The organism is Mycobacterium sp. (genome assembly GCF_032159765.1).
GTDB lineage: Bacteria > Actinomycetota > Actinomycetes > Mycobacteriales > Mycobacteriaceae > Mycobacterium.
In genome coordinates, this window is sequence record NZ_JAVHWM010000094.1 from 19,423 (window position 1) to 40,163 (window position 20,741).

General features: G+C 64.7%; 24 protein-coding genes. 21 read left to right on the plus strand and 3 right to left on the minus strand.

Features of this window, described 5'->3' with window-relative positions; translation table 11 throughout:
• Positions 1-73: 73 nt before the first annotated feature.
• A complete protein-coding gene (locus QOH60_RS10415) occupies positions 74-628 on the minus strand; it encodes a homocitrate synthase (RefSeq protein WP_526419856.1) in 555 nt (184 codons plus the stop codon).
• Between the two features lie 248 nt (positions 629-876).
• Here QOH60_RS10415 and QOH60_RS10420 point away from each other — a divergent pair, with 248 nt between their 5' ends.
• Both QOH60_RS10420 and QOH60_RS10425 read left to right on the plus strand, forming a co-directional pair.
• On the plus strand, positions 877-1,365 hold the full coding sequence (locus QOH60_RS10420) for an alpha/beta hydrolase (protein ID WP_526419858.1): 489 nt from the start codon (positions 877-879) through the stop codon (positions 1,363-1,365).
• 125 nt (positions 1,366-1,490) lie between these two features.
• A complete protein-coding gene (locus QOH60_RS10425; RefSeq protein ID WP_526419860.1) occupies positions 1,491-1,754 on the plus strand; it encodes an alpha/beta hydrolase in 264 nt (87 codons plus the stop codon).
• A 16-nt stretch (positions 1,755-1,770) separates the two neighbouring features.
• On the opposite strand, the gene QOH60_RS10430 is transcribed toward QOH60_RS10425, so the two are convergent.
• The gene (locus QOH60_RS10430; protein WP_526419862.1) at positions 1,771-2,820 is read right to left on the minus strand and encodes a phosphotransferase family protein; all 1,050 of its coding nucleotides are present in this window, start codon (positions 2,818-2,820) and stop codon (positions 1,771-1,773) included.
• 70 nt (positions 2,821-2,890) lie between these two features.
• Between QOH60_RS10430 and QOH60_RS10435 the strand changes: the two genes are divergently transcribed.
• The 19 genes from QOH60_RS10435 to QOH60_RS10525 all read left to right on the plus strand — a co-directional run bounded on the left by QOH60_RS10435 (position 2,891) and on the right by QOH60_RS10525 (position 19,026).
• Complete coding sequence (locus QOH60_RS10435) at positions 2,891-3,220, plus strand: hydrogenase maturation nickel metallochaperone HypA/HybF (RefSeq protein ID WP_526419903.1); 330 nt, start codon at positions 2,891-2,893, stop codon at positions 3,218-3,220.
• Position 3,221: 1 nt separating this feature from the next.
• Positions 3,222-4,022 (plus strand): hydrogenase nickel incorporation protein HypB, encoded by an 801-nt coding sequence (gene hypB, locus QOH60_RS10440; protein WP_526419864.1) that lies wholly within the window; start codon positions 3,222-3,224, stop codon positions 4,020-4,022.
• A 111-nt stretch (positions 4,023-4,133) separates the two neighbouring features.
• Positions 4,134-5,189: an NADH-quinone oxidoreductase subunit B family protein gene (locus tag QOH60_RS10445; protein ID WP_526419866.1), complete on the plus strand. Its 1,056-nt coding sequence runs from the start codon at positions 4,134-4,136 to the stop codon at positions 5,187-5,189.
• A 78-nt stretch (positions 5,190-5,267) separates the two neighbouring features.
• Positions 5,268-7,064, plus strand: a complete 1,797-nt coding sequence (locus QOH60_RS10450; protein WP_526419868.1) for a nickel-dependent hydrogenase large subunit — start codon at positions 5,268-5,270, stop codon at positions 7,062-7,064.
• A 3-nt stretch (positions 7,065-7,067) separates the two neighbouring features.
• Positions 7,068-7,985, plus strand: a complete 918-nt coding sequence (locus tag QOH60_RS10455) for a NifU family protein (protein ID WP_526419870.1) — start codon at positions 7,068-7,070, stop codon at positions 7,983-7,985.
• Positions 7,985-8,617: a DUF5947 family protein gene (locus QOH60_RS10460; protein WP_526419872.1), complete on the plus strand. Its 633-nt coding sequence runs from the start codon at positions 7,985-7,987 to the stop codon at positions 8,615-8,617. Before QOH60_RS10455 ends, QOH60_RS10460 begins: the two co-directional genes overlap by 1 nt.
• A gap of 31 nt (positions 8,618-8,648) precedes the next feature.
• Positions 8,649-9,293 carry a DUF6084 family protein gene (locus tag QOH60_RS10465; RefSeq protein WP_526419874.1) on the plus strand — a complete coding sequence of 215 codons (645 nt, stop codon included), beginning with the start codon at positions 8,649-8,651 and terminating at the stop codon, positions 9,291-9,293.
• The gene (locus tag QOH60_RS10470; RefSeq protein ID WP_526419876.1) at positions 9,290-10,630 is read left to right on the plus strand and encodes a hypothetical protein; all 1,341 of its coding nucleotides are present in this window, start codon (positions 9,290-9,292) and stop codon (positions 10,628-10,630) included. The genes QOH60_RS10465 and QOH60_RS10470 overlap by 4 nt, the downstream gene beginning before the upstream one ends.
• Entirely contained in the window at positions 10,621-10,740 is a 120-nt protein-coding gene (locus QOH60_RS10475) for a DUF6893 family small protein (RefSeq protein ID WP_526419878.1), read from the plus strand. The genes QOH60_RS10470 and QOH60_RS10475 overlap by 10 nt, the downstream gene beginning before the upstream one ends.
• Positions 10,741-10,764: 24 nt before the next feature.
• The gene (locus tag QOH60_RS10480) at positions 10,765-11,241 is read left to right on the plus strand and encodes a hydrogenase maturation protease (protein WP_526419905.1); all 477 of its coding nucleotides are present in this window, start codon (positions 10,765-10,767) and stop codon (positions 11,239-11,241) included.
• Positions 11,241-11,486, plus strand: coding sequence for a HypC/HybG/HupF family hydrogenase formation chaperone (locus QOH60_RS10485; protein ID WP_526419880.1), 246 nt, complete (start codon positions 11,241-11,243; stop codon positions 11,484-11,486). The genes QOH60_RS10480 and QOH60_RS10485 overlap by 1 nt, the downstream gene beginning before the upstream one ends.
• On the plus strand, positions 11,483-13,759 hold the full coding sequence (hypF, locus tag QOH60_RS10490) for a carbamoyltransferase HypF (protein WP_526419882.1): 2,277 nt from the start codon (positions 11,483-11,485) through the stop codon (positions 13,757-13,759). Before QOH60_RS10485 ends, hypF begins: the two co-directional genes overlap by 4 nt.
• Positions 13,749-14,504: a DUF6390 family protein gene (locus QOH60_RS10495; RefSeq protein ID WP_526419885.1), complete on the plus strand. Its 756-nt coding sequence runs from the start codon at positions 13,749-13,751 to the stop codon at positions 14,502-14,504. The genes hypF and QOH60_RS10495 overlap by 11 nt, the downstream gene beginning before the upstream one ends.
• 7 nt (positions 14,505-14,511) lie before the next feature.
• Positions 14,512-15,246 carry a phosphoheptose isomerase family protein gene (locus QOH60_RS10500; protein ID WP_526419887.1) on the plus strand — a complete coding sequence of 245 codons (735 nt, stop codon included), beginning with the start codon at positions 14,512-14,514 and terminating at the stop codon, positions 15,244-15,246.
• Positions 15,243-15,917, plus strand: a complete 675-nt coding sequence (locus tag QOH60_RS10505; protein WP_526419889.1) for a D-sedoheptulose-7-phosphate isomerase — start codon at positions 15,243-15,245, stop codon at positions 15,915-15,917. Before QOH60_RS10500 ends, QOH60_RS10505 begins: the two co-directional genes overlap by 4 nt.
• Positions 15,914-17,011: a hydrogenase expression/formation protein HypE gene (hypE, locus tag QOH60_RS10510; RefSeq protein WP_526419891.1), complete on the plus strand. Its 1,098-nt coding sequence runs from the start codon at positions 15,914-15,916 to the stop codon at positions 17,009-17,011. Before QOH60_RS10505 ends, hypE begins: the two co-directional genes overlap by 4 nt.
• Positions 17,012-17,058: 47 nt before the next feature.
• Positions 17,059-17,331: a HypC/HybG/HupF family hydrogenase formation chaperone gene (locus QOH60_RS10515; protein WP_526419893.1), complete on the plus strand. Its 273-nt coding sequence runs from the start codon at positions 17,059-17,061 to the stop codon at positions 17,329-17,331.
• Positions 17,332-17,343: 12 nt separating this feature from the next.
• Positions 17,344-18,471 carry a hydrogenase formation protein HypD gene (gene hypD / locus QOH60_RS10520; protein ID WP_526419895.1) on the plus strand — a complete coding sequence of 376 codons (1,128 nt, stop codon included), beginning with the start codon at positions 17,344-17,346 and terminating at the stop codon, positions 18,469-18,471.
• Between the two features lie 78 nt (positions 18,472-18,549).
• Positions 18,550-19,026, plus strand: a complete 477-nt coding sequence (locus tag QOH60_RS10525; protein WP_526419897.1) for a DUF2231 domain-containing protein — start codon at positions 18,550-18,552, stop codon at positions 19,024-19,026.
• 10 nt (positions 19,027-19,036) lie between these two features.
• Here the strand turns inward: QOH60_RS10525 and QOH60_RS10530 are convergent.
• Positions 19,037-20,741: acyl-CoA dehydrogenase family protein (locus QOH60_RS10530; protein ID WP_526419899.1), on the minus strand; the 1,705-nt coding region annotated here is incomplete at its 5' end.

Sequence of the window (20,741 nt, forward strand, 5' to 3'; positions counted from 1 at the left end):
CGTAACGTTACTTTCGACGCTCGCGGCGCAGGAGCAAGCGCTCATCGCGGCTTTTTGCTCTTCGCGCAAGCGCTCATCGGCGCTTCCAGACGTACTTCCTCGCCGTCGCGTCGATGTCGACGTACCACGCCACAGACATCAAGCGGTTCGCACACGCGACGATGGCCTGAATTGCCGAGTCGTCCTTATCCTCCGACCAGCCCATCGCCCACTGTGTGTGCAGACCGTCGGTGCCCTGGATGAACGTCGCGGTGTGGCCGTCGGATTTCAGCTGGTGGAAGCGGACCATATCGATCGCGATACCGCGGTCGAACAGCATCGCGGTGAACGCCGAGACCGGTCCCGACGCGGCGACGGTCGCCTTCTCGAGGTGGTCGCCGATGGCGAAGGTCGCCTGATACGTCCGCGCTTGCGGCCCCAGCGATGTCGATGGTCGATCGGCGTCGATGCAGCTGAAGTTGCCGAGACGCAGCGGTCCGCTATTCGGGCTGTAGGTGGCGGTGAAAACGCCCCATGGCATGTTTTCTGCGTCCTCGCGGAGTCCGCGAGGCAGTTGAACGCCGAGTCGTTCGGCGGGCGTTTGCATAGCAGGATCGATGCTAGTGAACGAATCTAAGGTGCTTGTCATTTTGTGCCGGTCTTCTGATTGGAGCGGGATGCGACCGACGTCGTCGTAGCTTCGACCCACAGCGGGGGGGTCGGTCTGGAATCAGACCCCGCTGCGGGGCGGTACTACGAGAAGACGCACGTTGTGCACGTCCGCGACGATAGACGCTCTCGGGCCATCACCGCAACTACGTTCGAATCTTCGGTCATGCAGCTAAGTGTCTTCCGGTTGCACGCAAGTTTCGGTGTCGGCGCAGTTACGATCCGGGCATGCCGGACGCCGGGGCCCCGCCAATCACGTACGCCTACGATCCTGAACTCGCGAGCGTGGTCCCGTCACTGCCCAAGATGGACACCGACGACGTGGCCATGATGCGCAAACGTCTCGTGGAAATGGTGCCGCCCGCAAGTCCCGAAGACGCGATCGGCGTGCGGATCGAGGACCGCGTAGTGCCGGGCCGGCCCGGCGACCCTGACGTGCCGATCCGCATCTACCGGCCCGAACAACCGCGTTCGTCGGCCGCGGTCTACCACGTGCACGGCGGCGGGTTCATCCTCGGAGACCTCGAGACCGAGCATGCCGCCAACCTCCGGCTTGCCAGTCGGCTCGGTGCCGTTGTGGTCTCGGTGGGTTATCGCCTCGCGCCAGAGACCCCGTTCCCGGGACCCCTCGAGGACGTGTACGCCGGCAGGGCTCGCCCTGCTCGCTCGCGACCGCGGCGGCCCGCATATCTGCTTCCAATTCCTCGGCGTACCTGAGATCGACGACCGGCTCGCGACGCCGAGCATGTCCGCATTCACCGATACTCCGCTGTGGAACCGTCCGGCCGCCGTGGTCAGCTGGGACCACTATCTGGGCCCCGGCCGCGCGGGTGGGCGACGACGTGCCCATCTACGCCGCGCCCGCCAGGGCCACCGACCTTGCCGGGCTGCCACCCGCCTACATCTCAGTGATGCATTTCGACCCGCTGCGCGACGAAGGCATCGCGTACGCTCTCGCCCTCCTTCGGGCCGGCGTGAGTGTCGAGCTGCATTTGTTCCCCGGGCACGTTCCACGGCTCGACGCTGATCAGCGCGGCGATGATCAGCAAGCGCGAAAATGCCGAGACCACCGCGGTGCTGCGCCACGCGTTGTCGATCCCCGATGACGCCTGACACCTAGCGTCACGAGAGCAGGTCGGCGCCCTTGGTGATCGACGTGCCCAGCTCCATCAGCGACACGGCCGCACTGTGCAGATATTCGCCTGCCTCTTGGGTGGCCTCCCCGGCGAGGTAGCGCGCCCACGTGCCTTCGATGACGGTCCCGAGCTTGAAGCACGCAAAGGCGAGATACCAGTCCAGGTGCTCAGTCGTGCGCCGGCCGGCCGCAAGGTAAGCATCCAACAGCTCACGCCGGGTCGCCAGGCCCCCGAGCGAGGCCAACGGCGCAGCGACTGCCAACGGATTCACATCAGCCGGCCAGCACACCAGCATCCAGCCCAGGTCCACGAGCGGATCGCCGACGGTGCACATCTCCCAGTCCACAAACGCGGCGACCTCCGGCCGGTCGCGGCGCAACATCACGTTGTTCAGGTGCGCGTCCCCGTGCATGATGCCCGCCGGCGCGTCCGGTGGAAGCTTGGCGTCCAACCAGTCCGCGAGCTCGTCAACGCCCGGCAGTGAATCGTGTGCGTAGTTCTCCTGCTGCCGGTATGCCTCAACGAAGCCACGGAACTGCGGAACCTGGCGCGCCAGAAACGATCCCGGCTTCTTCAGCGCGGCCAATGGAGAACCCTCCCACGGCACCTGCCCCAACTTGGCCAGGCCTGCGGAATAGTCGATGCCGACGTCGTGACGGAACTCGGCGTGGTCGACATAGGCCTGGGTGATCTCGGTTCCGGGGTTAAACCCGTCGACGTGCGCCATCAGATAGAACACCACACCGAGAACATCGAGATCCTTACAGCCACAGATGAATTCGGGATGAGGCACGTCAGACCCGGCCAGCGTGCGAAGGGTCGCGATCTCGCGCAGCATCGTCTTGTTGCTGTTCGGCCGCGGGTGGGCTGGTGGCCGGCGCAGCACCATCGCGCGGCCGTCGACACGCAAGCCGATCACGATGTTCTGCGTTCCCCCGGTCAGCGGCGTGAGATCGGTGATCTGCGAGCCGACGCCCTGTTCGCGGATCCAGCTCCCCAGCGCCGCGAGCTCCGGCTCGGTCAATGTCTCGGCCATCCGACGATGGTATGCAGCGTTGTGCCACCAATAGTGCCGCCCTATCGTGAGGACAGCGGAGAAGGTGGACATGCACGAGATGGCGATCACCCAAAGCGTCGTCGACGCGGTGTGCGAACACGCCGACGGCCGGCGCGTCCGCAGCGTCCGCGTTGAAGTGGGCGCGCTGTGTGCGGTGGTCCCCGGTGCAATGGAGTTCTGTTTCGGCCTGGCCGCCGAAGGCACGCTGGCCGACGGGGCCCACCTCGACCTGCAGATCACGCCGGGTTCTGCCCGGTGCCGCACGTGCGGCGCCGAATTCGGCTTGTCGGACTTAATCCTGCTGTGCCCTTGCGGCAGTGCCGACGTCGAGGTCCTCACCGGGCGAGACTTGAAAATTCTTACGATGGAAGTGAGTTGATATGTGCGCTACCTGTGGCTGTGGCGACGACGGAGCGGTGGTAACGCTCGCCGGTGACCAGCACCACCATCACCACGAGCACGGCGATCACCACGAGCAAGGCCATCACCACCACCACGATCACGCACCAGCCACCGAGACCCTCACGCTCGAACAAAAGGTGCTCGCGAAGAACGACCAGCGGGCAGAGGAAAACCGGACGTGGTTGGCAGAGCGCAACATTCTTGCCCTCAACATGACCAGCTCGCCCGGCGCGGGCAAGACCACGTTGCTGGAGCGCACCATTCGCGAACTCGGCTCGCGACGACCGGTGGCCGTGATCGAGGGCGATCAGGAGACCTTGTTGGACGCCGAGCGCATTCGCGCGACCGGCTGCCGGGTGGTGCAGGTCAACACCGGCGCGGGATGTCACCTGGACGCCGACATGACGCACCGCGCATTGGAGACACTGCAGCCCGAGTCCGACTCGTTGCTGTTCATCGAGAACGTCGGGAACCTCGTCTGTCCGGCGCTATTCGACCTCGGGGAGCGCACGAAGGTGGTCGTGATCTCGGTGACCGAGGGGGCCGACAAACCCTTGAAGTATCCACACATGTTCGCCGCCGCTGGGCTGATCGTCATCAATAAGACGGACTTACTTCCGTACGTCGATTTCGACGTCGACGTGTGCACCGCACACGCCCACTCCATCAACCCGAAAGCGGCTGTTATTTCGTTGTCGGCAACCACAGGTGAGGGCGTAGACACCTGGTACTCGTGGATTAACGCGCGCGCAGATAACTATGCGCAGACTGGTCGTTGACAAGCCGGTTCGCCCGGAGTAGACCCAGAACCAGCGCTCAAAAAATCGGGCGCCGCGTCGAATTGTGCGACGGATTGGAGCCCCAGCCCGGGCTCCGGAAAGCTGTGTCATATGCCAACTGAGGCAGCAGTCCAAGCAGAAGAAACCCTTATTCATGTCCTGTGGATCAACGCAGGTTTGAGTTGTGACGGCGATTCCGTGGCGCTGACTGCCGCCACCCAGCCCAGTATCGAAGAGATCGCCCTCGGTGCCCTTCCCGGCCTTCCCAAAATCGCCGTCCATTGGCCGCTCATCGATTTCGAGTGCGGACCAACCGGAGGTGCCGACGATTTCCTCGAATGGTTCTTCAAAGCCGACCGTGGCGATCTGGAACCGTTCGTTCTCGTCGTCGAGGGATCGATTCCCAACGAGCAGTTGCACGACGAAGGCTACTGGTGCGGCTTCGGGAACAACCCGGCCACCGGTCAGCCGATGACCACCAGTGAATGGCTCGACCGGCTCGCGCCGAAAGCCACCGCGATCGTCGCCGTCGGCACCTGTGCCACGTACGGCGGTATCCACGCGATGGCGGGGAACCCGACGGGAGCGATGGGCGTTCCGGACTACCTCGGCTGGGACTGGAAGAGCAAGGCGGGCATCCCGATCGTGTGCGTGCCCGGCTGCCCGATCCACCCGGACAACCTGTCCGAAACGCTGACGTATCTCCTATACATGGCCACCAACCAGGCGCCCATGATTCCGCTTGACGAAGCATTGCGGCCCAAGTGGCTATTCGGTGCGACCGTGCACGAGGGGTGCGACCGAGCCGGCTACTACGAGCAGGGCGACTTCGCGACCGAGTACGGGTCGCCGAAATGCATTGTCAAGCTTGGCTGTTGGGGCCCGGTCGTGAAGTGCAACGTACCGAAACGCGGCTGGATCAATGGGATCGGTGGTTGTCCCAACGTCGGCGGCATCTGTATCGGCTGCACGATGCCCGGCTTCCCGGACAAGTTCATGCCCTTCATGGACGAGCCTCCCGGCGGCAAGGTGTCCACGACGGCGTCGAGCATGTACGGCGGGGTAATCCGCAGTCTGCGCAACATCACCGGTCGCACCGTCGACAAGGAGCCGAAGTGGCGGCACCCCGGCACCAAACTCGAAAGCGGAGCGGCCCGCACCTGGTAGGTGCGGGTCGTTCTGCTTGCACTCACCTACACCGGTTCCCGTCGGGCACCAAGCACCTAAAACAAAGAGAGAAGTCTGATGACAACCATCATTCCGGAGCCGACACAGTCGAAGCGCGAGCCCGGCCAGCTGGTGGAGATGGCGTGGGATCCGATCACCAGGATCGTGGGCAGCCTCGGCATCTACACCAAAATCGACTGGGAGAACAAGGAAGTCGTCGAGTGCCATTCCACGTCGTCGATCTTCCGCGGCTACTCGCTGTTCATGAAGGGCAAGGATCCCCGCGACGCGCACTTCATCACCAGCCGGATCTGCGGGATCTGCGGCGACAACCACGCCACGTGCTCCTGCTACTGCCAGAACATGGCATACGGCGTCAAGCCCCCGCACCTTGGTGAGTGGCTGATCAACCTGGGTGAGGCAGCGGAATACATGTTCGACCACAACATCTTCCAGGAGAACCTGGTGGGGGTCGACTACTGCGAGAAGATGGTGTCGGAGACCAATCCCGGCGTACTGGCCAAGGCCGAGAACACCCAGGCGCCCAACGCCGACGCGCACGGCTACCGGACGATCGCCGACATCATGCGTGCGCTCAACCCGTTCACGGGCGAGTTCTACAGGGAGGCACTGCAAGTCAGCCGCTGGACGCGAGAGATGTTCTGCCTCATGGAGGGCAGGCACGTCCATCCGTCGACGCTGTACCCGGGTGGCATCGGCACCACTGCCACCATTCAGCTGATGACCGACTACATGAGCCGGCTGATGCGCTACGTCGAGTTCATGAAGCGGGTCGTCCCGATGCACGACGACCTGTTCGACTTCTTCTACGAGGCGCTGCCCGGTTACGAGAAAGTCGGGCTGAGGCGCACATTGCTCGGTTGCTGGGGCTCATTCCAGGATCCCGAGCTGTGCAACTTCGCCTACAAGGACATGGAGAAGTGGGGCAACGCGATGTTCGTGACCCCCGGCGTCATCATCGACGGCAAGCTGCATACCCACTCGCTCATCGACATCAACCTCGGCATCCGAATCCTATTGGGGCATTCGTATTACGACGATTGGAACGACCAGGAGATGTTCGTCAAGACCGATCCGCTGGGCAATCCGGTGGACCGTCGTCATCCCTGGAACCAGCACACCAACCCACGTCCGCAGAAGCGCGACTTCGACAGCAACTACAGCTGGGTGATGTCGCCGCGCTGGTTCGACGGCAAGGATCACCTCTCGTTGGACACGGGCGGCGGACCGCTGGCCCGGCTGTGGGCCACCGCGCTGGCAGGCCTCGTCGACATCGGCTACGTCAAGGCCACCGGCAACAGCGTCCAGATCAACCTTCCCAAGACCGCGCTGAAAGGCCCTGTCTCTTTTGAGTGGAAGGTCCCGCAATACGGCAGCAACACGATCGAGCGCAACCGTGCGCGGACGTACTTCCAGGCCTATGCCGCCGCGTGCGCACTTCACTTCGCCGAGAAGGCTCTTGTGGAGATCCGCGCCGGCCGCACCAAGACCTGGGAGAAGTTCGATGTACCCGACGAGGGCATCGGCTGTGGCTTCACGGAGGCGGTCCGCGGGGTATTGAGCCACCACATGGTGATTCGCAACGGCAAGATCGCGAATTACCACCCATACCCGCCGACACCGTGGAACGCCAACCCGCGCGACAGCTACGGCACGCCGGGCCCGTACGAGGATGCGGTGCAAGGCCAGCCGATCTTCGAGGAGAACGACAGGGAGAACTTCAAGGGCATCGACATCATGCGCACGGTGCGCAGCTTCGATCCGTGCCTACCGTGCGGCGTACACATGTACCTGGGTAAGGGCAAGACCATCGAGAGATTGCATTCGCCAACCCAGTCCGTGACCGGGGAGTGACGTATGGCCGATCGCTCGGAGCCCGGAGGGGTGGATGAAGACGCGCTGTGGCGCACTGCGGGCGATCGGATCCAGACCTTGCTCGACGCCAGCGCGTCAGGCGGCGCTGTGCAGCGGGAGCGCGCCGAGCAATTGGTCCGTGAGGTCACCGACCTCTACGGTGCTGGTCTGGAACGGATGATGCAGCTGTCGTTGTCCGCGAATCCTGAATTGGTGGATACCTTTACGGACGACAAGCTGGTCGCGAGCCTGCTGTTGGTACACAACCTGCATCCCCACAGTGTCGAGCGGCGTGTCTCGGACGCGTTGGACAGCGTCCGGCCGTATCTGGGCAGCCACGGAGGCGACGTGCATCTGATCGAGGTCGCCGACGATGTTGTCCGGCTTCGATTCTCGGGGAGCTGCAAGAGCTGTCCGTCGTCGTCGGTGACGCTCGAGCTGGCCGTCGAGGACGCGATTCGGGCGGCCGCCCCGGAGGTCGACACCATCGAAGTGGTGGCCGCCGAGACGAACTCGAAGGTGATTCCGGCCGATTCGTTGATGAGCCGTGTGCATTCCAACGGGCACGCCAAGCCGGTGTGGCATCAGGTGCCCGATATGGCCAGCCTGGGGCCTGGGGAGGTCGGCGGCTTTCGGGTCGACGACACGACGGTGCTGGCGTGCCGGGTTGACGACGATCTGTTCGCGTACCGCGACCGATGCGGCAGCTGCGGCGAGTCCCTGGCCGGAGCGGCGCTTCACAAGGTGATGGGCTCCAACGAGCCCGTGCTGCGATGTCCGCGCTGCCGGGCACATTTCGACGTCGTGCACGCCGGGCGCTGCGTTGACGGCAACGGTAACGCCGATGCGCATCTGGAACCCGTACCGCTGCTGGAGCGTAACGGGGTGCTGTCGATGGCGCTCGGTCAAGGGGTCGGCTGATGGGCGGCGCGTACGACGTCCTTGCGCGCATCCGGGCCAGCCGCGGCACGTCGCAAGAGGCCGGCGAGCGCTGCGAGATGTGCTCTGAATCCATCGCCGACGAACATCAGCATGTCGTGAATGTCGAAGGCCGGCAGCTGATGTGCGTGTGCCGCGGCTGCTACCTCCTGTTCACCGACGAGACTGCCGAGTTGCGCTACCGCGCGATCCCCGACCGCCACCTCTCCTTTCCCGACTTCGCGCTCGACCGACGTGAATGGGAGACGCTGCAGATCCCGGTCGGCCTCGCGTTCTTCTTCCGCAACAGTGCGCTAGGCCGCACCGTCGCGTTCTATCCGGGCCCTGCCGGAGCCACCGAGTCCGAACTGAACCTGGCTTCCTGGAACAACATCCGCGACGCCGACCCCCGCGTCGACCTCCTCGCCGAGGACACCGAGGCGCTGATCGTGCGCGTGCCCGACGACGGTGCCTGCGACCCCGAGTGCTACCTCATCCCGATCGACGCGTGCTACGAGTTCGTCGGCCGGTTGCGTCTGCTGTGGCACGGATTCGACGGCGGGCAGCAGGCGCGCGAGTTCATCGCGGACTTCTTCGATCAGCTCGCCGCACGTAGTCGAGTGACGCAGCCATGACGGCCAAGCGAGAAGCGAAGGCGGATCGCGCATGACGGACGTGACGTACGCGGTCGTCGACGTGGCGCCGCAGCCGTACGCGGTGACCCCGGTGCTGACGGCCCGGGTCGGCATCGCCGCCGTCGGCGACGACCCCGTGCACGCAATCGCGCTGCGCTGCCAGGTGCGCATTGATCCGTTGCGCCGCCGCTATTCCGACGACGAAGCCGCGGGCCTCCTTGACCTGTTCGGTCCGCGCGAACGATGGAGCACGACGCAGCGCACGTTCGTGTGGCTGCACAACGCGGTGATGGTGCCGGGATTCACGGGCGCCACCCAGGTCGAGTTGCCGCTGGAATGCACCTATGACTTCGAAGTCACCGCCGCCAAGTACATGCATGCGCTGCGCGACGGCGCCATCCCTCTCCAATTCCTCTTCAGCGGAACAGTATTCACCCGCGGTGAACGCGGCTTCGCTGTCCACCAAGTGCCGTGGAACAGCGACGACAACTACGACCTGCCGGTGTCGGTATGGCGCGATCTAATGACGCAGCACTACCCCAACACGGGATGGCTGCGCCTGACCCGCGACACGCTGGACACCCTCGCGGCATACAAATCTGAACGCGGGTTGCTCAGTCTGGACGAAGCGGTCATGTCACTGCTCAACGGCGCGTCGGACGGAGCTGTCCCATGACGGCCAGCTGGGATCGTGTGCGCACCATCGCCGATGCGGTGCTGTACGAGGGTTATCTGCTGTACCCGTATCGGGCCAACTCGCGAAAGAACCAGACGCGCTGGCAGTTCGGCGTCCTTGGTCCGCCGCGCGCGGAGGAACGCGGGATAGGCGAGAACGCGACACTGTCATCGCAGATCCTTGTCGACCGTGATTCCGCCTCGGTGTCCGTCGTGGTGCGGTTCCTACAGCTGCAGGCGCGCCGCGCCGAAAAGGACGCGGGTGATGGACTTTTCGAAGCAGTTGCCGAGCTGACGGCGGGCGACAAGACATGGGTGACATGGGACGAGGCGGTGGAGCGCGAGCTGCCTTTCGGCCCGTACCCCGTGGCCGACCTCGAAGCGGGCCAGACGATTCCGTTGTCGCTCGCGGGTGGCACCGACGTCGAAGCCGTCGCGGGCGGCCGCCTGGTGCGTACGCGCGAGCAGCTCACCGGCGAACTGAGTCTGTCCGCCAAGCGTGACGACGGGGTAGTCCGCATCAGCCTCGACGTGCGCAACACCGGAATGCCGCCAGGCGACAAGGAAACCGCGATCGCCACGTCGTTCATCGGCACCCACCTGATCGTCGAAGCCGTCCACGGCGAGTTCGTGTCGCTGCTGGACCCGCCCCCACCCGCCGTCGACGCGGCCGCGCGGTGCCGTCAGCACAGGTGCTTCCCGGTGCTCGCGGGACCCCAAGGCGAGCGGGACCTCATGCTCGTCTCGCCGATCATCCTCTACGACCACCCGGAGATCGCCGAACAGAGCGAGGGCGCGCTCTTCGATTCGACCGAGATCGACGAAATCCTCACGCTGCGCGTCATGACGATGACGGATGAGGAAAAATCCCAGGCTCGCGCCACCGATCCGCTGGCCGCACAGATCATCGACCGCTGCGATTCGATGTCCCCCGAGGCGATGCTGAATCTGCATGGCGTGCTGAGGAACCCGCACGCAATGGACTCCCAGCCGCCGCTTATTCCAGAGATCCCCGAGGGCGTCGACTGGTGGGATCCACTGGCGGACGAGGCAGTTCAGCCTGGAATCGATGCTGTGCTGGTGAACGGTGTGCGCATCTCCAAAGGCAGCCATGTCCGCCTGCGCCCGTCGCGGCGCGCGGACGCGCAGGACATCTTCTTTAGCGGCAGGACCGCGCACGTCACGTCGGTACACGAGGACGTCGACGGCAACCAGCACGTCGCCGTGGTCGTCGACGACGACCCCGCCGCCGATCTGCACGAGTGGTACGGCCGCTACCTGTACTTTGCGCCCGATGAAGTTGAACCGCTTACCGAAAGGAGTTCGAAATGGACGTAGTGGGATGGGTGGCCGTGGGTGTCGTCGGAGTCGCAGTGCTCGCCGGCGTCGTCGTTGGCCTGTCCTCCATTCCGGATGCCCGGCGCTACTTGAAGATCCGCAGGATGTAGGAAGGGAGTGACGTTACGTCCCGCATTCTTATAGCCGGCATCGGCAACATCTTCCTCGGCGACGACGGGTTCGGACCCGAGGTGATCCGGCGAGCCTCGGCCCGGCTTTCCGACACCGGTGCGCGCGTCGTCGACTACGGGATCGGCGGACTCCACCTCGCCTACGACCTGCTGGACGGCTGGGACGCCCTGGTGATCGTCGACGCGGTGCCACACCAGGGCTCGCCGGGACGTCTGCACGTCTTCCAGGCCGATCACGAATCACCCACCGGTACGGCCGCTTTGGATGCTCACAGTATGGACCCAGCGGCGGTGTTCGCGAGCCTGGAAGCATTGGGGGGCACACCGCCGCACACCGTGGTCGTCGGCTGCGAGGTCGAAAGCGTCGAGGAAAGCATGGGGTTGTCTGCGGTCGTCGGGCAGGCCGTCGACGAGGCCGTGGACGCAGTCGCCGACGTGGTTGCGTCGCTTCAGGTGCGCGCGGGGACGGGACACGGCTGATGTGCTTGGGGATTCCGGGTCAGGTGATCCGCATGCTGGAGGGTTACGGCGACCAGCTCGCGCTCGTCGATGTGCAGGGTGCGAACCGCAAAGTCAATGTCGGCATGCTTCCGGAGGAGACCTTCGATCCGGGCGACTGGGTGATCATTCACATGGGGTTCGTCGTCGAAAAGACTGATCGCGCAGGCGCTGAGGCGGCGTTAGCGGGCCTGGAGCTGCTGGGCCGCGGCGGCGAGGAGCCATGACCACCCGGCGGCGGCTGCGCGTCTGCGTGCAGGGCGTTGTGCAGGGAGTCGGCTTCCGTCCCTTCGTGTACACCACAGCTTCTGCGCTAGGACTGTCCGGGTGCGTTCGCAACGACAGCTCGGGGGCGGTCATCGAGATCGAAGGCGACGGCGACGGCATCGATCTGTTCCTGAACCGCTTGACGAAGAGCCCGCCGCCGCTGGCGTTCATCGAATCCGTTGACACAGAATCGATCCCTGTGGTCGGTGGCACCGGATTCACCATCGCCGACACGTCTCGTTCGACCGGCGGCCGGACGCTGGCCTCCGCGGACGTCGCGATGTGCGCCGAATGCGCTGGCGAGCTTCGTGATCCCGGCAGCCGCCGCTACCGGCACGCGTTCGTCAACTGCACCAACTGCGGACCGCGCTTCACGATCATTGGCTCCTTGCCCTACGACCGCGCCGCCACCACGATGGCGTCGTTCGAGATGTGCACCGACTGCGCGCACGAATACGCCGATCCCACCGATCGCCGCTTCCATGCCCAACCGGTGTGTTGCCCCGCGTGCGGGCCGACGCTGCGCTATCTGGCTCCGGGTACCGCCGCTCATCATCGCGAGAGTGCACTCGGGGCCGCCCGCAGGCTTCTTCGTGACGGCGGTGTGCTCGCCGTGAAGGGGATCGGCGGCTACCACCTGGCGTGCGACGGCCGCAATGAAGCGGCAGTCGGCGAGCTGAGACGGCGAAAGCGCCGCGGCGACAAGCCTTTCGCGGTGATGGTGGCCGACGTTGCGACTGCCCGCCGGGTGGCACTCGTCGACGCGTGCGCCGAACGTGTGCTGTCCGGGCCGCAGCGGCCGATCGTGCTACTGCCCCGGCTCGACACCGCGGACGTCGCCGAATCGGTCGCGCCGCGCAATCCCGATCTCGGGGTCATACTTGCCTACACTCCGTTGCACGTGTTGCTTTTCGGGCTCGACGGCGATGAGGCTGGCCCGGACGTGCTCGTCATGACATCCGGAAACCTTGGCGGCGAACCGATCTGCTTTGACGATGACGATGCGTTCGCCCGACTTGCCGGTCTCGCCGACGGCTGGCTGACACACGATCGCGCGATCCTCGTTCCGTGCGACGACTCGGTCATCCGCATTCTCGATGGCACAGAATTGCCGATTCGGCGCTCACGCGGCTACGCGCCTCTGCCTGTCGCGCTTCCGGTGCGGTTGACGCCGACTCTGGCCGTGGGTGCCGACTTGAAGAACACGATGGCCGTCGCCGACGGTCGCTACGCATGGCTCAGCCAACACATCGGCGATATGGACGACCTCGCCACGCTGTCGGCGTTCGACTCCGCACAGCGGCATCTGTGTGAGCTGACCGGCGTGGCTCCCGAGACGTTGGTTGCCGATGCCCATCCGCTGTACCGGTCCACCGGGTGGGCGCGGCGCAACGCCGCCGGGCGGCCGGTCCGGCTGGTGCAACACCACCACGCGCACATTGCAGCCGTGATGGCCGAGCATCATTGCGACGGCTCGCATCAGGTCCTCGGGTTCGCCTTCGACGGAACGGGTTACGGGTCTGACGGAGCCGTGTGGGGCGGTGAGGTGCTGCTCGCCGACTACAAGGGGTATCGGCGCCTCGCCCAGCTCAAATACGTCCCCTTGGCAGGCGGAGACGTGAGCGTCACGCGGCCTTATCGGATGGCTCTGGCTCATCTGTGGGCAGCGGGGATGCCGTGGGACAGCGATATCGCGGCGGTGGCGGCTTGCCCGCCCGATGAGCGAAATGTGCTTGCGCATCAACTGGAGACCGGTCTGGGGTGCGTCCCTACCTCGAGCATGGGCCGACTGTTCGATGCGGTGGCGTCGCTGGCCGGTGTTCGTCATGTCGCGGACTACGAGGCACAGGCCGCGATCGAGCTCGAAGGAATTTCCCGGGATGTCGACGGTGCCGCGGCAGATTACGCATTCCATGTCGAGGATGGCCTTGTCGATCCCGCTCCCGTGCTGCACGCCATTGTCGCGGACACGCGCGCCGGCGTCACCGCGGGCGTGATCGGAGCGCGGTTCCACCACGCCGTCGCCAACCTCATCGTCGATTTCGCCGAGACCGAGCGCGACACATCGCGAACCGTCGCACTGTCCGGCGGGGTCTTTCAGAACGCGGTGCTGCTGCGGCTATCGGTGACGATGCTGCGCGACCGGGGATTTAACGTGATCACACACCGACGCGTCCCGCCGAACGACGGCGGTATCGCACTAGGGCAGTTATTGATCGGGAATGCGGGGTGACGTCGTGACTCTAACCACACCACCTCCCGGCCATCAGCTGTTCGCGCAATACGCCTACCCGCCGAACGAGCTCGGCTATTGCGGGCCCGCCAGCCACGACGGCGAACTTGCACTGCACGCCCGTGAATTCGATGGCGCGTGGCCATACCTCGCCGCGATAGCAGACGCGGCCGGTGACTCGGATTTCCTCAACGAAGAGGTTGTCCGCAGTTACTGGTTGGGCGGACCGCTGCTGGACAAGGTTGAACCCGAGTCGCTGCTGGCCCGGCTCCGGGAGGCGTTCACCGGGCAGGTCACCGGGATGCTCAGCGATTTGCCCTCAGCCACAGGCGTGTTGGCACATCACAGCTTTCACGTCTTCGTGGTCTATCCGTGGGTGAAGTTCCTGCACCGCGATTCCGAGACAGCACTGCGGGTCATGCAGGATTGCCGCATCCGGTGGGGCACGGTCGAATCAGTCGACGGCGAGCAGGCGGTGATCTCCTCACGTCCGCTGACGCTGGACGCGGGCGAGCTCACGCTCGGTCCGCCTTCCGCCGAGACCCTGAACTGGAGCAAGGACGGCATGTATCTCACGCCCGCGCCGTTGCCTGGTGTGACCATTTCCGCGCACTGGGACTGGGTGTGCGGCACACTTACCGAGGACGAAAGCGCTGCGTTGTCAGCCACCACACAGACGACGCTGGATCTCGTCAACGCGATGCTGTCGCAAGATGTTTCGATATTGACGCGGGATCGGAGGTGAGGCGGGCATGACGGTGAGCGCGCAACCGAACGGGTCGTTTATCGACATTGACCTCGCCGCGGATCTCGCGGCCGCGTCGCTGGACTTGGCCCGGCGGTTCCACGCCGGCGCGACGCTATGGGTGATGTCGCCGCAGTGGGAGCCGCACGCCCATCATGTGGCGGTCGAGTTCGTCCATCCCGTGATCGTGGGCAAGCGCGCGTTGCCGTCAGTCGCACTCGTTGAACCCGACCCGGTGGCACAAGCCCGGGTGGCGAGCCGACCCGGTGATCTGCTGATCGCGATCGCATCCGCCGACGAGCCCGCGGCCATCGACGCGATGCGCCGTGCGCAGGCATGGGGCGTTGTCACGTTGTGGATCGGATCGGGCCCGCGTCCGCCGACCGGAGCGGCGAACCACATCCTCTGGGTGGACTCGAACGACCCGATGGTACCGGCCACTGGCCAGTTCGTGCTGATGTACCACCTCCTATGGGAACTCACGCATGTCTGCTTCGAGCACTCGGGACTGTTGAAACCCCCTGACGCGTGCACCGATGACGTCTGCATTACCTGCAGCGACGAGGGAAGGCTCGGTGAGGTGGTCCTCCAGCCGGCCGACCCCGCCAGCCCCGCGTTGGTCCGAACAGCCGACGGTGAGGAATGGGTCGACGTCACCGTGCTCGGCGACGTGGCGCCCAACGACTTGATCCTCGTGCACGCGGGAGCGGCGCTTACACGGCTCGAGGGGGTGACCCGATGACAGAGTCGGAGAACACGAGTTTCCTGTATCCGTTCATCGAGTCGGAGGAGACTGACGCCAGAAGCCTGCTCGACGACCTCGCCGACTCCGCGCGTGGCAAGGCCGCCGAGAGTGCGGCGCTGCAACGCAGTTCGCTGGACGAGTACAGCCCCGGTCTGGCTGACGCCGGAACTCAGATGGCAGAACGCTTTTCGCGCGGTGGTCGGCTGTACACGTTCGGTAATGGCGGAAGTTCCACCGATGCTGCGACACTGGCCTCGCTGTTTAGCCGGCCCGCGATCGGCCGTCCGGTCGCAGCGTGGTCGCTGGCCGCCGACGAGGCCGTCGTCACCGCGCTGGGCAACGACGTCGGATTCGAGTTGATCTTCAAACGACAGATCATCGCCCACGCGCGCGAGTACGACGTCGCGATCGCGCTGTCGACATCAGGCAACTCCGAGGATCTAATGACGGCGATCACTGAGGCGACGCACCGCGGGCTACTGACTATCGGCTTCTCCGGTCACGACGGCGGCAGGATGGCGGTGGCCGACGATTTGGAATTCTGCTTCACAGTGCACTCGCAGAGTATCCATCGGATCCAGGAAAGCCATGCGATGCTCGGATACCGGCTCTGGTTGGTGGCTCAGGAAAAGTTGGCCCGTCGGCTGAACGGAGCACATGCGTCATGACCATCGAACCGATGACGGCCGCGCAGCGCGAAGACCGTGTGCTGGAACGCATCGACAAGTTCCGGCAACGCCGTCCGCGCCTCCTTGACGAAGTGGTGACGCTGGCGCACGGGGCCGGCGGCAAGTCGTCGGCTGCGCTGGTCGACGCGGTGTTCCTCGAAGCGTTCCGCAACGAGGAGCTCGAACAGCTCGGCGACGCCGCCGCGCTACGCACCGCGTCGGGTGAACGTCTGGCTTTTTCCACCGACTCGTATGTGGTTGCGCCGCGACGCTTCCCAGGCGGTTCGGTCGGCCACGTCGCGGTGCACGGAACGATTAACGACCTGGCGGTGTCCGGCGCGCACCCGCTATGGCTCTCGGCGGCCTTCGTCATCGAGGAAGGCTTCCCAATCGCCGAACTGCGCGAAATCGTCGCGGACATGAGCGAAGCTGCCGCTCGGGCGGGCGTGCAGATCGTCACCGGCGATACCAAGGTCGTTGGGAAGGGCGCCGCCGACGGCGTCTACATCTGCACCGCGGGCATCGGCATGATACCCGAAGGGCGTTGTCTGGCAAGAGATCTCGTAGAGCCCGGTGATAAGGTGGTGTTGTCGGGCACGATCGGCGAACACGGCATGGCGGTAATGCTGGCCCGTGGCGACCTTGCCATCGATGCCGATATCGTCTCGGACACAGCGCCGGTGCACGAACTCGTCGACGTCCTTCTGACGGCTGCGCCCGCGACCCGGTGGATGCGCGATGCGACACGCGGCGGGGTCGGCACGGTATGTAACGAACTCGTCAAGGACCAACCATTCGCGCTGATCCTCGATGAGGCAAGCCTTCCCGTGCAGCCCCAGGTGCTCGGTGCGTGCGACATGCTGGGAATCGATCCCCTGTACGTTGCCAACGAGGGCAAGTTCCTCGCGATCGTGCCGGCCCAGGAAGCCGAGGCGGCCGTTTCCGCATTGAAGGCGCATCCGCAAGGCACTGACGCGACCGTGGTCGGCGAGATTGTGCCGGAGCCGCACGGCATTGTGGCGCTTAGGACTTCGTTCGGCGGCAGCCGGATCGTCGACATGCTTGTCGGCGACCCCCTGCCCCGGATCTGCTAGCGATGAGCCGTTGGCGCGAAGAGCAGAGAGCTGAGAGGAGACGCACGATGTGTCTAGGAATACCCGGTCAGGTGGTCGAGATCGTCGACGCCGAACAGTCTCTGGCGAAGGTTGACGTCAACGGCGTGCGCCGAAACATCAGCGTGCGGCTGTTGGCCGACGACAACCTGCAGGTCGGTGACTGGGTTCTGGTGCACGTCGGTTTCGCGATGGCCAAGATCGACGAACGCGAGGCCGCGATGACGCTTGATCAAGTGGAGAAGATGGGCGCCGACTACGCCAACGAGATCGAAGCATTCAACTCGTCCGAGATAGCTTAGGGAGCAAGACAAATGAAGTTCGTCGACGAATTTCGGGACCCCGCGGCCGCACGCGCGCTGGTCAAATCGATCACCGAACTCGCCGGCAAGGACGAGTTCAAGTTCATGGAGGTGTGTGGGGGGCACACGCACACGATCTACCGGCACGGCATCGAACATCTGCTGCCGGAATCCGTCGAGCTGGTACACGGGCCCGGCTGCCCGGTGTGCGTGATCCCGATGGGCCGTGTAGACGACGCGATGTGGCTGGCCGAGCAGTCCGGGGTCATCTTCACCACGTTCGGAGACATGATGCGGGTGCCTGGCTCCAAAGGCAACCTCATCGAGGCCAAGGCGCGTGGGGCGGACGTGCGGTTCGTCTACTCTCCTCTCGATGCGCTGAAGGTCGCCCTCGATAACCCTGACCGCCACGTCGTATTCTTCGCGGTCGGCTTCGAGACCACGGCGCCCTCAACCGCGGTGACGCTGGTCCGTGCGCGTGCGTTGGGAGTGACGAACTTCAGCGTCTACTGCAACCACGTCACGATCGTCCCGCCGATCAAGGCGATCCTGGAATCGCCCGATCTGCGGCTGTCCGGATTCCTCGGGCCGGGGCACGTTTCGACCGTCGTCGGCATCCGCCCATACCGATTCGTCCCGCAGGTGTACGGAAAGCCAATGGTGGTTGCGGGATTCGAGCCGCTGGACATCCTCGCGTCGGTGCACATGCTGCTGCAACAGATCCGCGACGGCCGCTGCGAGGTGGAGAACCAGTACACCCGGGTGGTGCGCCCTGAGGGCAACACACAAGCGCTGAAGCTGATGTCCGAGACTTTCGAGCTGCGGCCGCACTTCGAATGGCGCGGTTTGGGTTTCATCTCGCAGAGCGCGCTGAAGGTTCATCGCGACTACGCCGACTTCGACGCGGAGCTGAAGTTTAATATGCCCGGTGTGCGTGTCGCCGACCCGAAGGCGTGCCAATGCGGCGAGGTGCTCAAGGGGGTCATCAAGCCATGGGAGTGCAAGGTGTTCGGTACGGCCTGCACGCCAGAGACGCCGATCGGCACCTGCATGGTGTCGCCCGAGGGCGCCTGCGCGGCGTACTACAACTTCGGCAGGCTGCATCGCCAGACGGCGTTGGTGCTCGGCCAACGCAGCTGACCACCCAGCAGACGCAGGATCGCACGCACGCCGGGATGGCATGCGATTCCGTGTGCTCACGCGGGGGAATACGACAGCGTGAATACGATTTCGGGACTGCCAGCGCACGTGCTGCTCGTGCACGCGATCGTGGTGCTTGCGCCGCTGACCGCGCTGCTGGAAATGCTGTGCGGCGTCATGCCATCGGCGCGCCGCCGCCTCGTGTGGCTGGTCCTGGCCCTCGCGATCGTCACGGCTGTGCTGACACCCCTGACCACCGAAGCCGGTGAGTGGTTCTACAACCTGCTCCCTCAACACACCGACGTGCTGAACGGGCATGCCAACCGCGGCCAATGGATGATTTACTTCTCGGGCGCGCTGGTGGTTGTGGCGCTCGCTCTGGCATGGCTGCACGTGACCGAACGCAAGGCCGAGTCGCGACGGGCCGCCGCGAACATCGTCGTCGCCATTCTTGCTCTGGGCGTCGGCATTTCGACCATCGTGACCGTCTACCGGATCGGCGACTCGGGCGCGCAGTCGGCTTGGCAGGGCGTCATCCCTGCTAACAAGCGGTAGCCGTCGACTCCTAAGCCCGCATTTCGTAGGCTCCGTCGTAGGCTTTCACCTGCCCCCACACCCGATCGAATCGGTCCGGGTCAGCGACCGGTTTGCGAACGGCGGAAATGGCCCATTCCTGTTGCGCCGGTGTGGAACTCGGCTTCCCGTGCAGGGCCACCGCGTAAGCGGAGAAGTCGCGGATCTGGACATCGAAGATCTGGTCGAGCAGGTCGCGGTCGAGCCCCGTCAACCCCGCCTGTTCGAGGATCAGTTGTCCGTACACCACCAGCGTGAACAGATGCCCGACGACCAGGACGAAATCGAGATCGCGCTGTTGCTCGGCGTCCGGCGCGGCCGTCGCCAACAGCTCCTTGAAGGCCATCACCTGCTCATAGAATCGGGCAACGTTGGGGACGTTCAAGAATTTCTCGTAGACCGGCGTCCAGTCGGCAAACTGCACCGCCGACGCACCGCGAGCCGGGCCCTGCGCCCAGAAGAACACGTCGTCGGCAGAGTCGGCGCGCGTGCCGATCTCCGGGTACGCCGCAGGGTTGAACATGTAATTCGGCATGAACTTGAGGATCTGAGCGACGTTGACGTGCACTGTGCCCTCCAGCCTCGGCAACGCACCGATCAACCGCGCGACCTCGCAGAAATAGGTGTTCTTCTCGAAACCCTTGGCGGCGAGCACATCCCACAGCAAGGTGACCACCGTCTCGCCTTCTGACGTGACCTTGGACTTCGTCACCGGGTTGAACAACAGGTACCTGCGATCGTCGAGGCTGGCGCTGCGGAAGTAGTCGATTGCCCGGTCGCTGAACAACTTCATGGCGATCAGCCTGGCGTATGCGTCGACGAAACTCGCACGCACGTGCGGGAAGTCAGTGACCGGGTTGCCGTACAGGATGCGGTTGTTGGCGTGGGTGATCGCCTCGTAGAAGGCGTGCTCGCACATTCCGATCGAACCGCTGCAGAGGTTGAACTTGCCGACGTTGACGGTGTTGAGCGCCGCCGAGAACGCGTCGGGGCCGGTGCACAGGATGTCCTCCTCGTGCACCGGGTAGTCGTTGAGCGCGAAGTTGCTCACAAACATCTGGCCATGCACAACGTTGTCGATCAGCTCGTAGTCGGGGTGGGCGCTGTCGGCGACGAACCACACGTATCCGTCAGCACCCTCCACGTCGGCGCGCCGCGAGAACACCGAAACCATGCCTGCGACATTGCCGTTGCCGATGTAGTACTTCTCCCCTGAGGCACGGAACACCACGCCGTCGTCGTCATCGTCGTCCGCCGGAGTCAGCACCATGTTTGTGTTGTAGATGTCTGCTCCGTGCTCGCGCTCGGATAGCCCGAACGCCATGACCCCGCCGGCTTCGAGTTGGGCGGCCGCACGCTCCTTGGCCTTGATGTTGTCGCTCTGCCAGATCGGCCCGAGGCCCAGGATCGTGACCTGTTCGGCGTACCAGTAGGCCAGTCCGTAGAAACCGAAGATCTCGCTCAACGCGGCGTTGCGCGAGGTGTCCCAACGCTTGTCCGGATCGCCGTTGCCGTACTCGGACGGCGTGAGGAACGTCGCGAATATGCGCTCACGTTTGATGAAGTCCAGAAAATCGGATACCCACGCAGCGTCCAAGTCGTCCCTCAGCAGCCTGGCCTTGCCGCGCTCTTCGAACCAGTCGACGACGGCGCGCAGTTGCCGCCGCGTCGTCGGGTCGAACTGTGCCGGGTCGTAA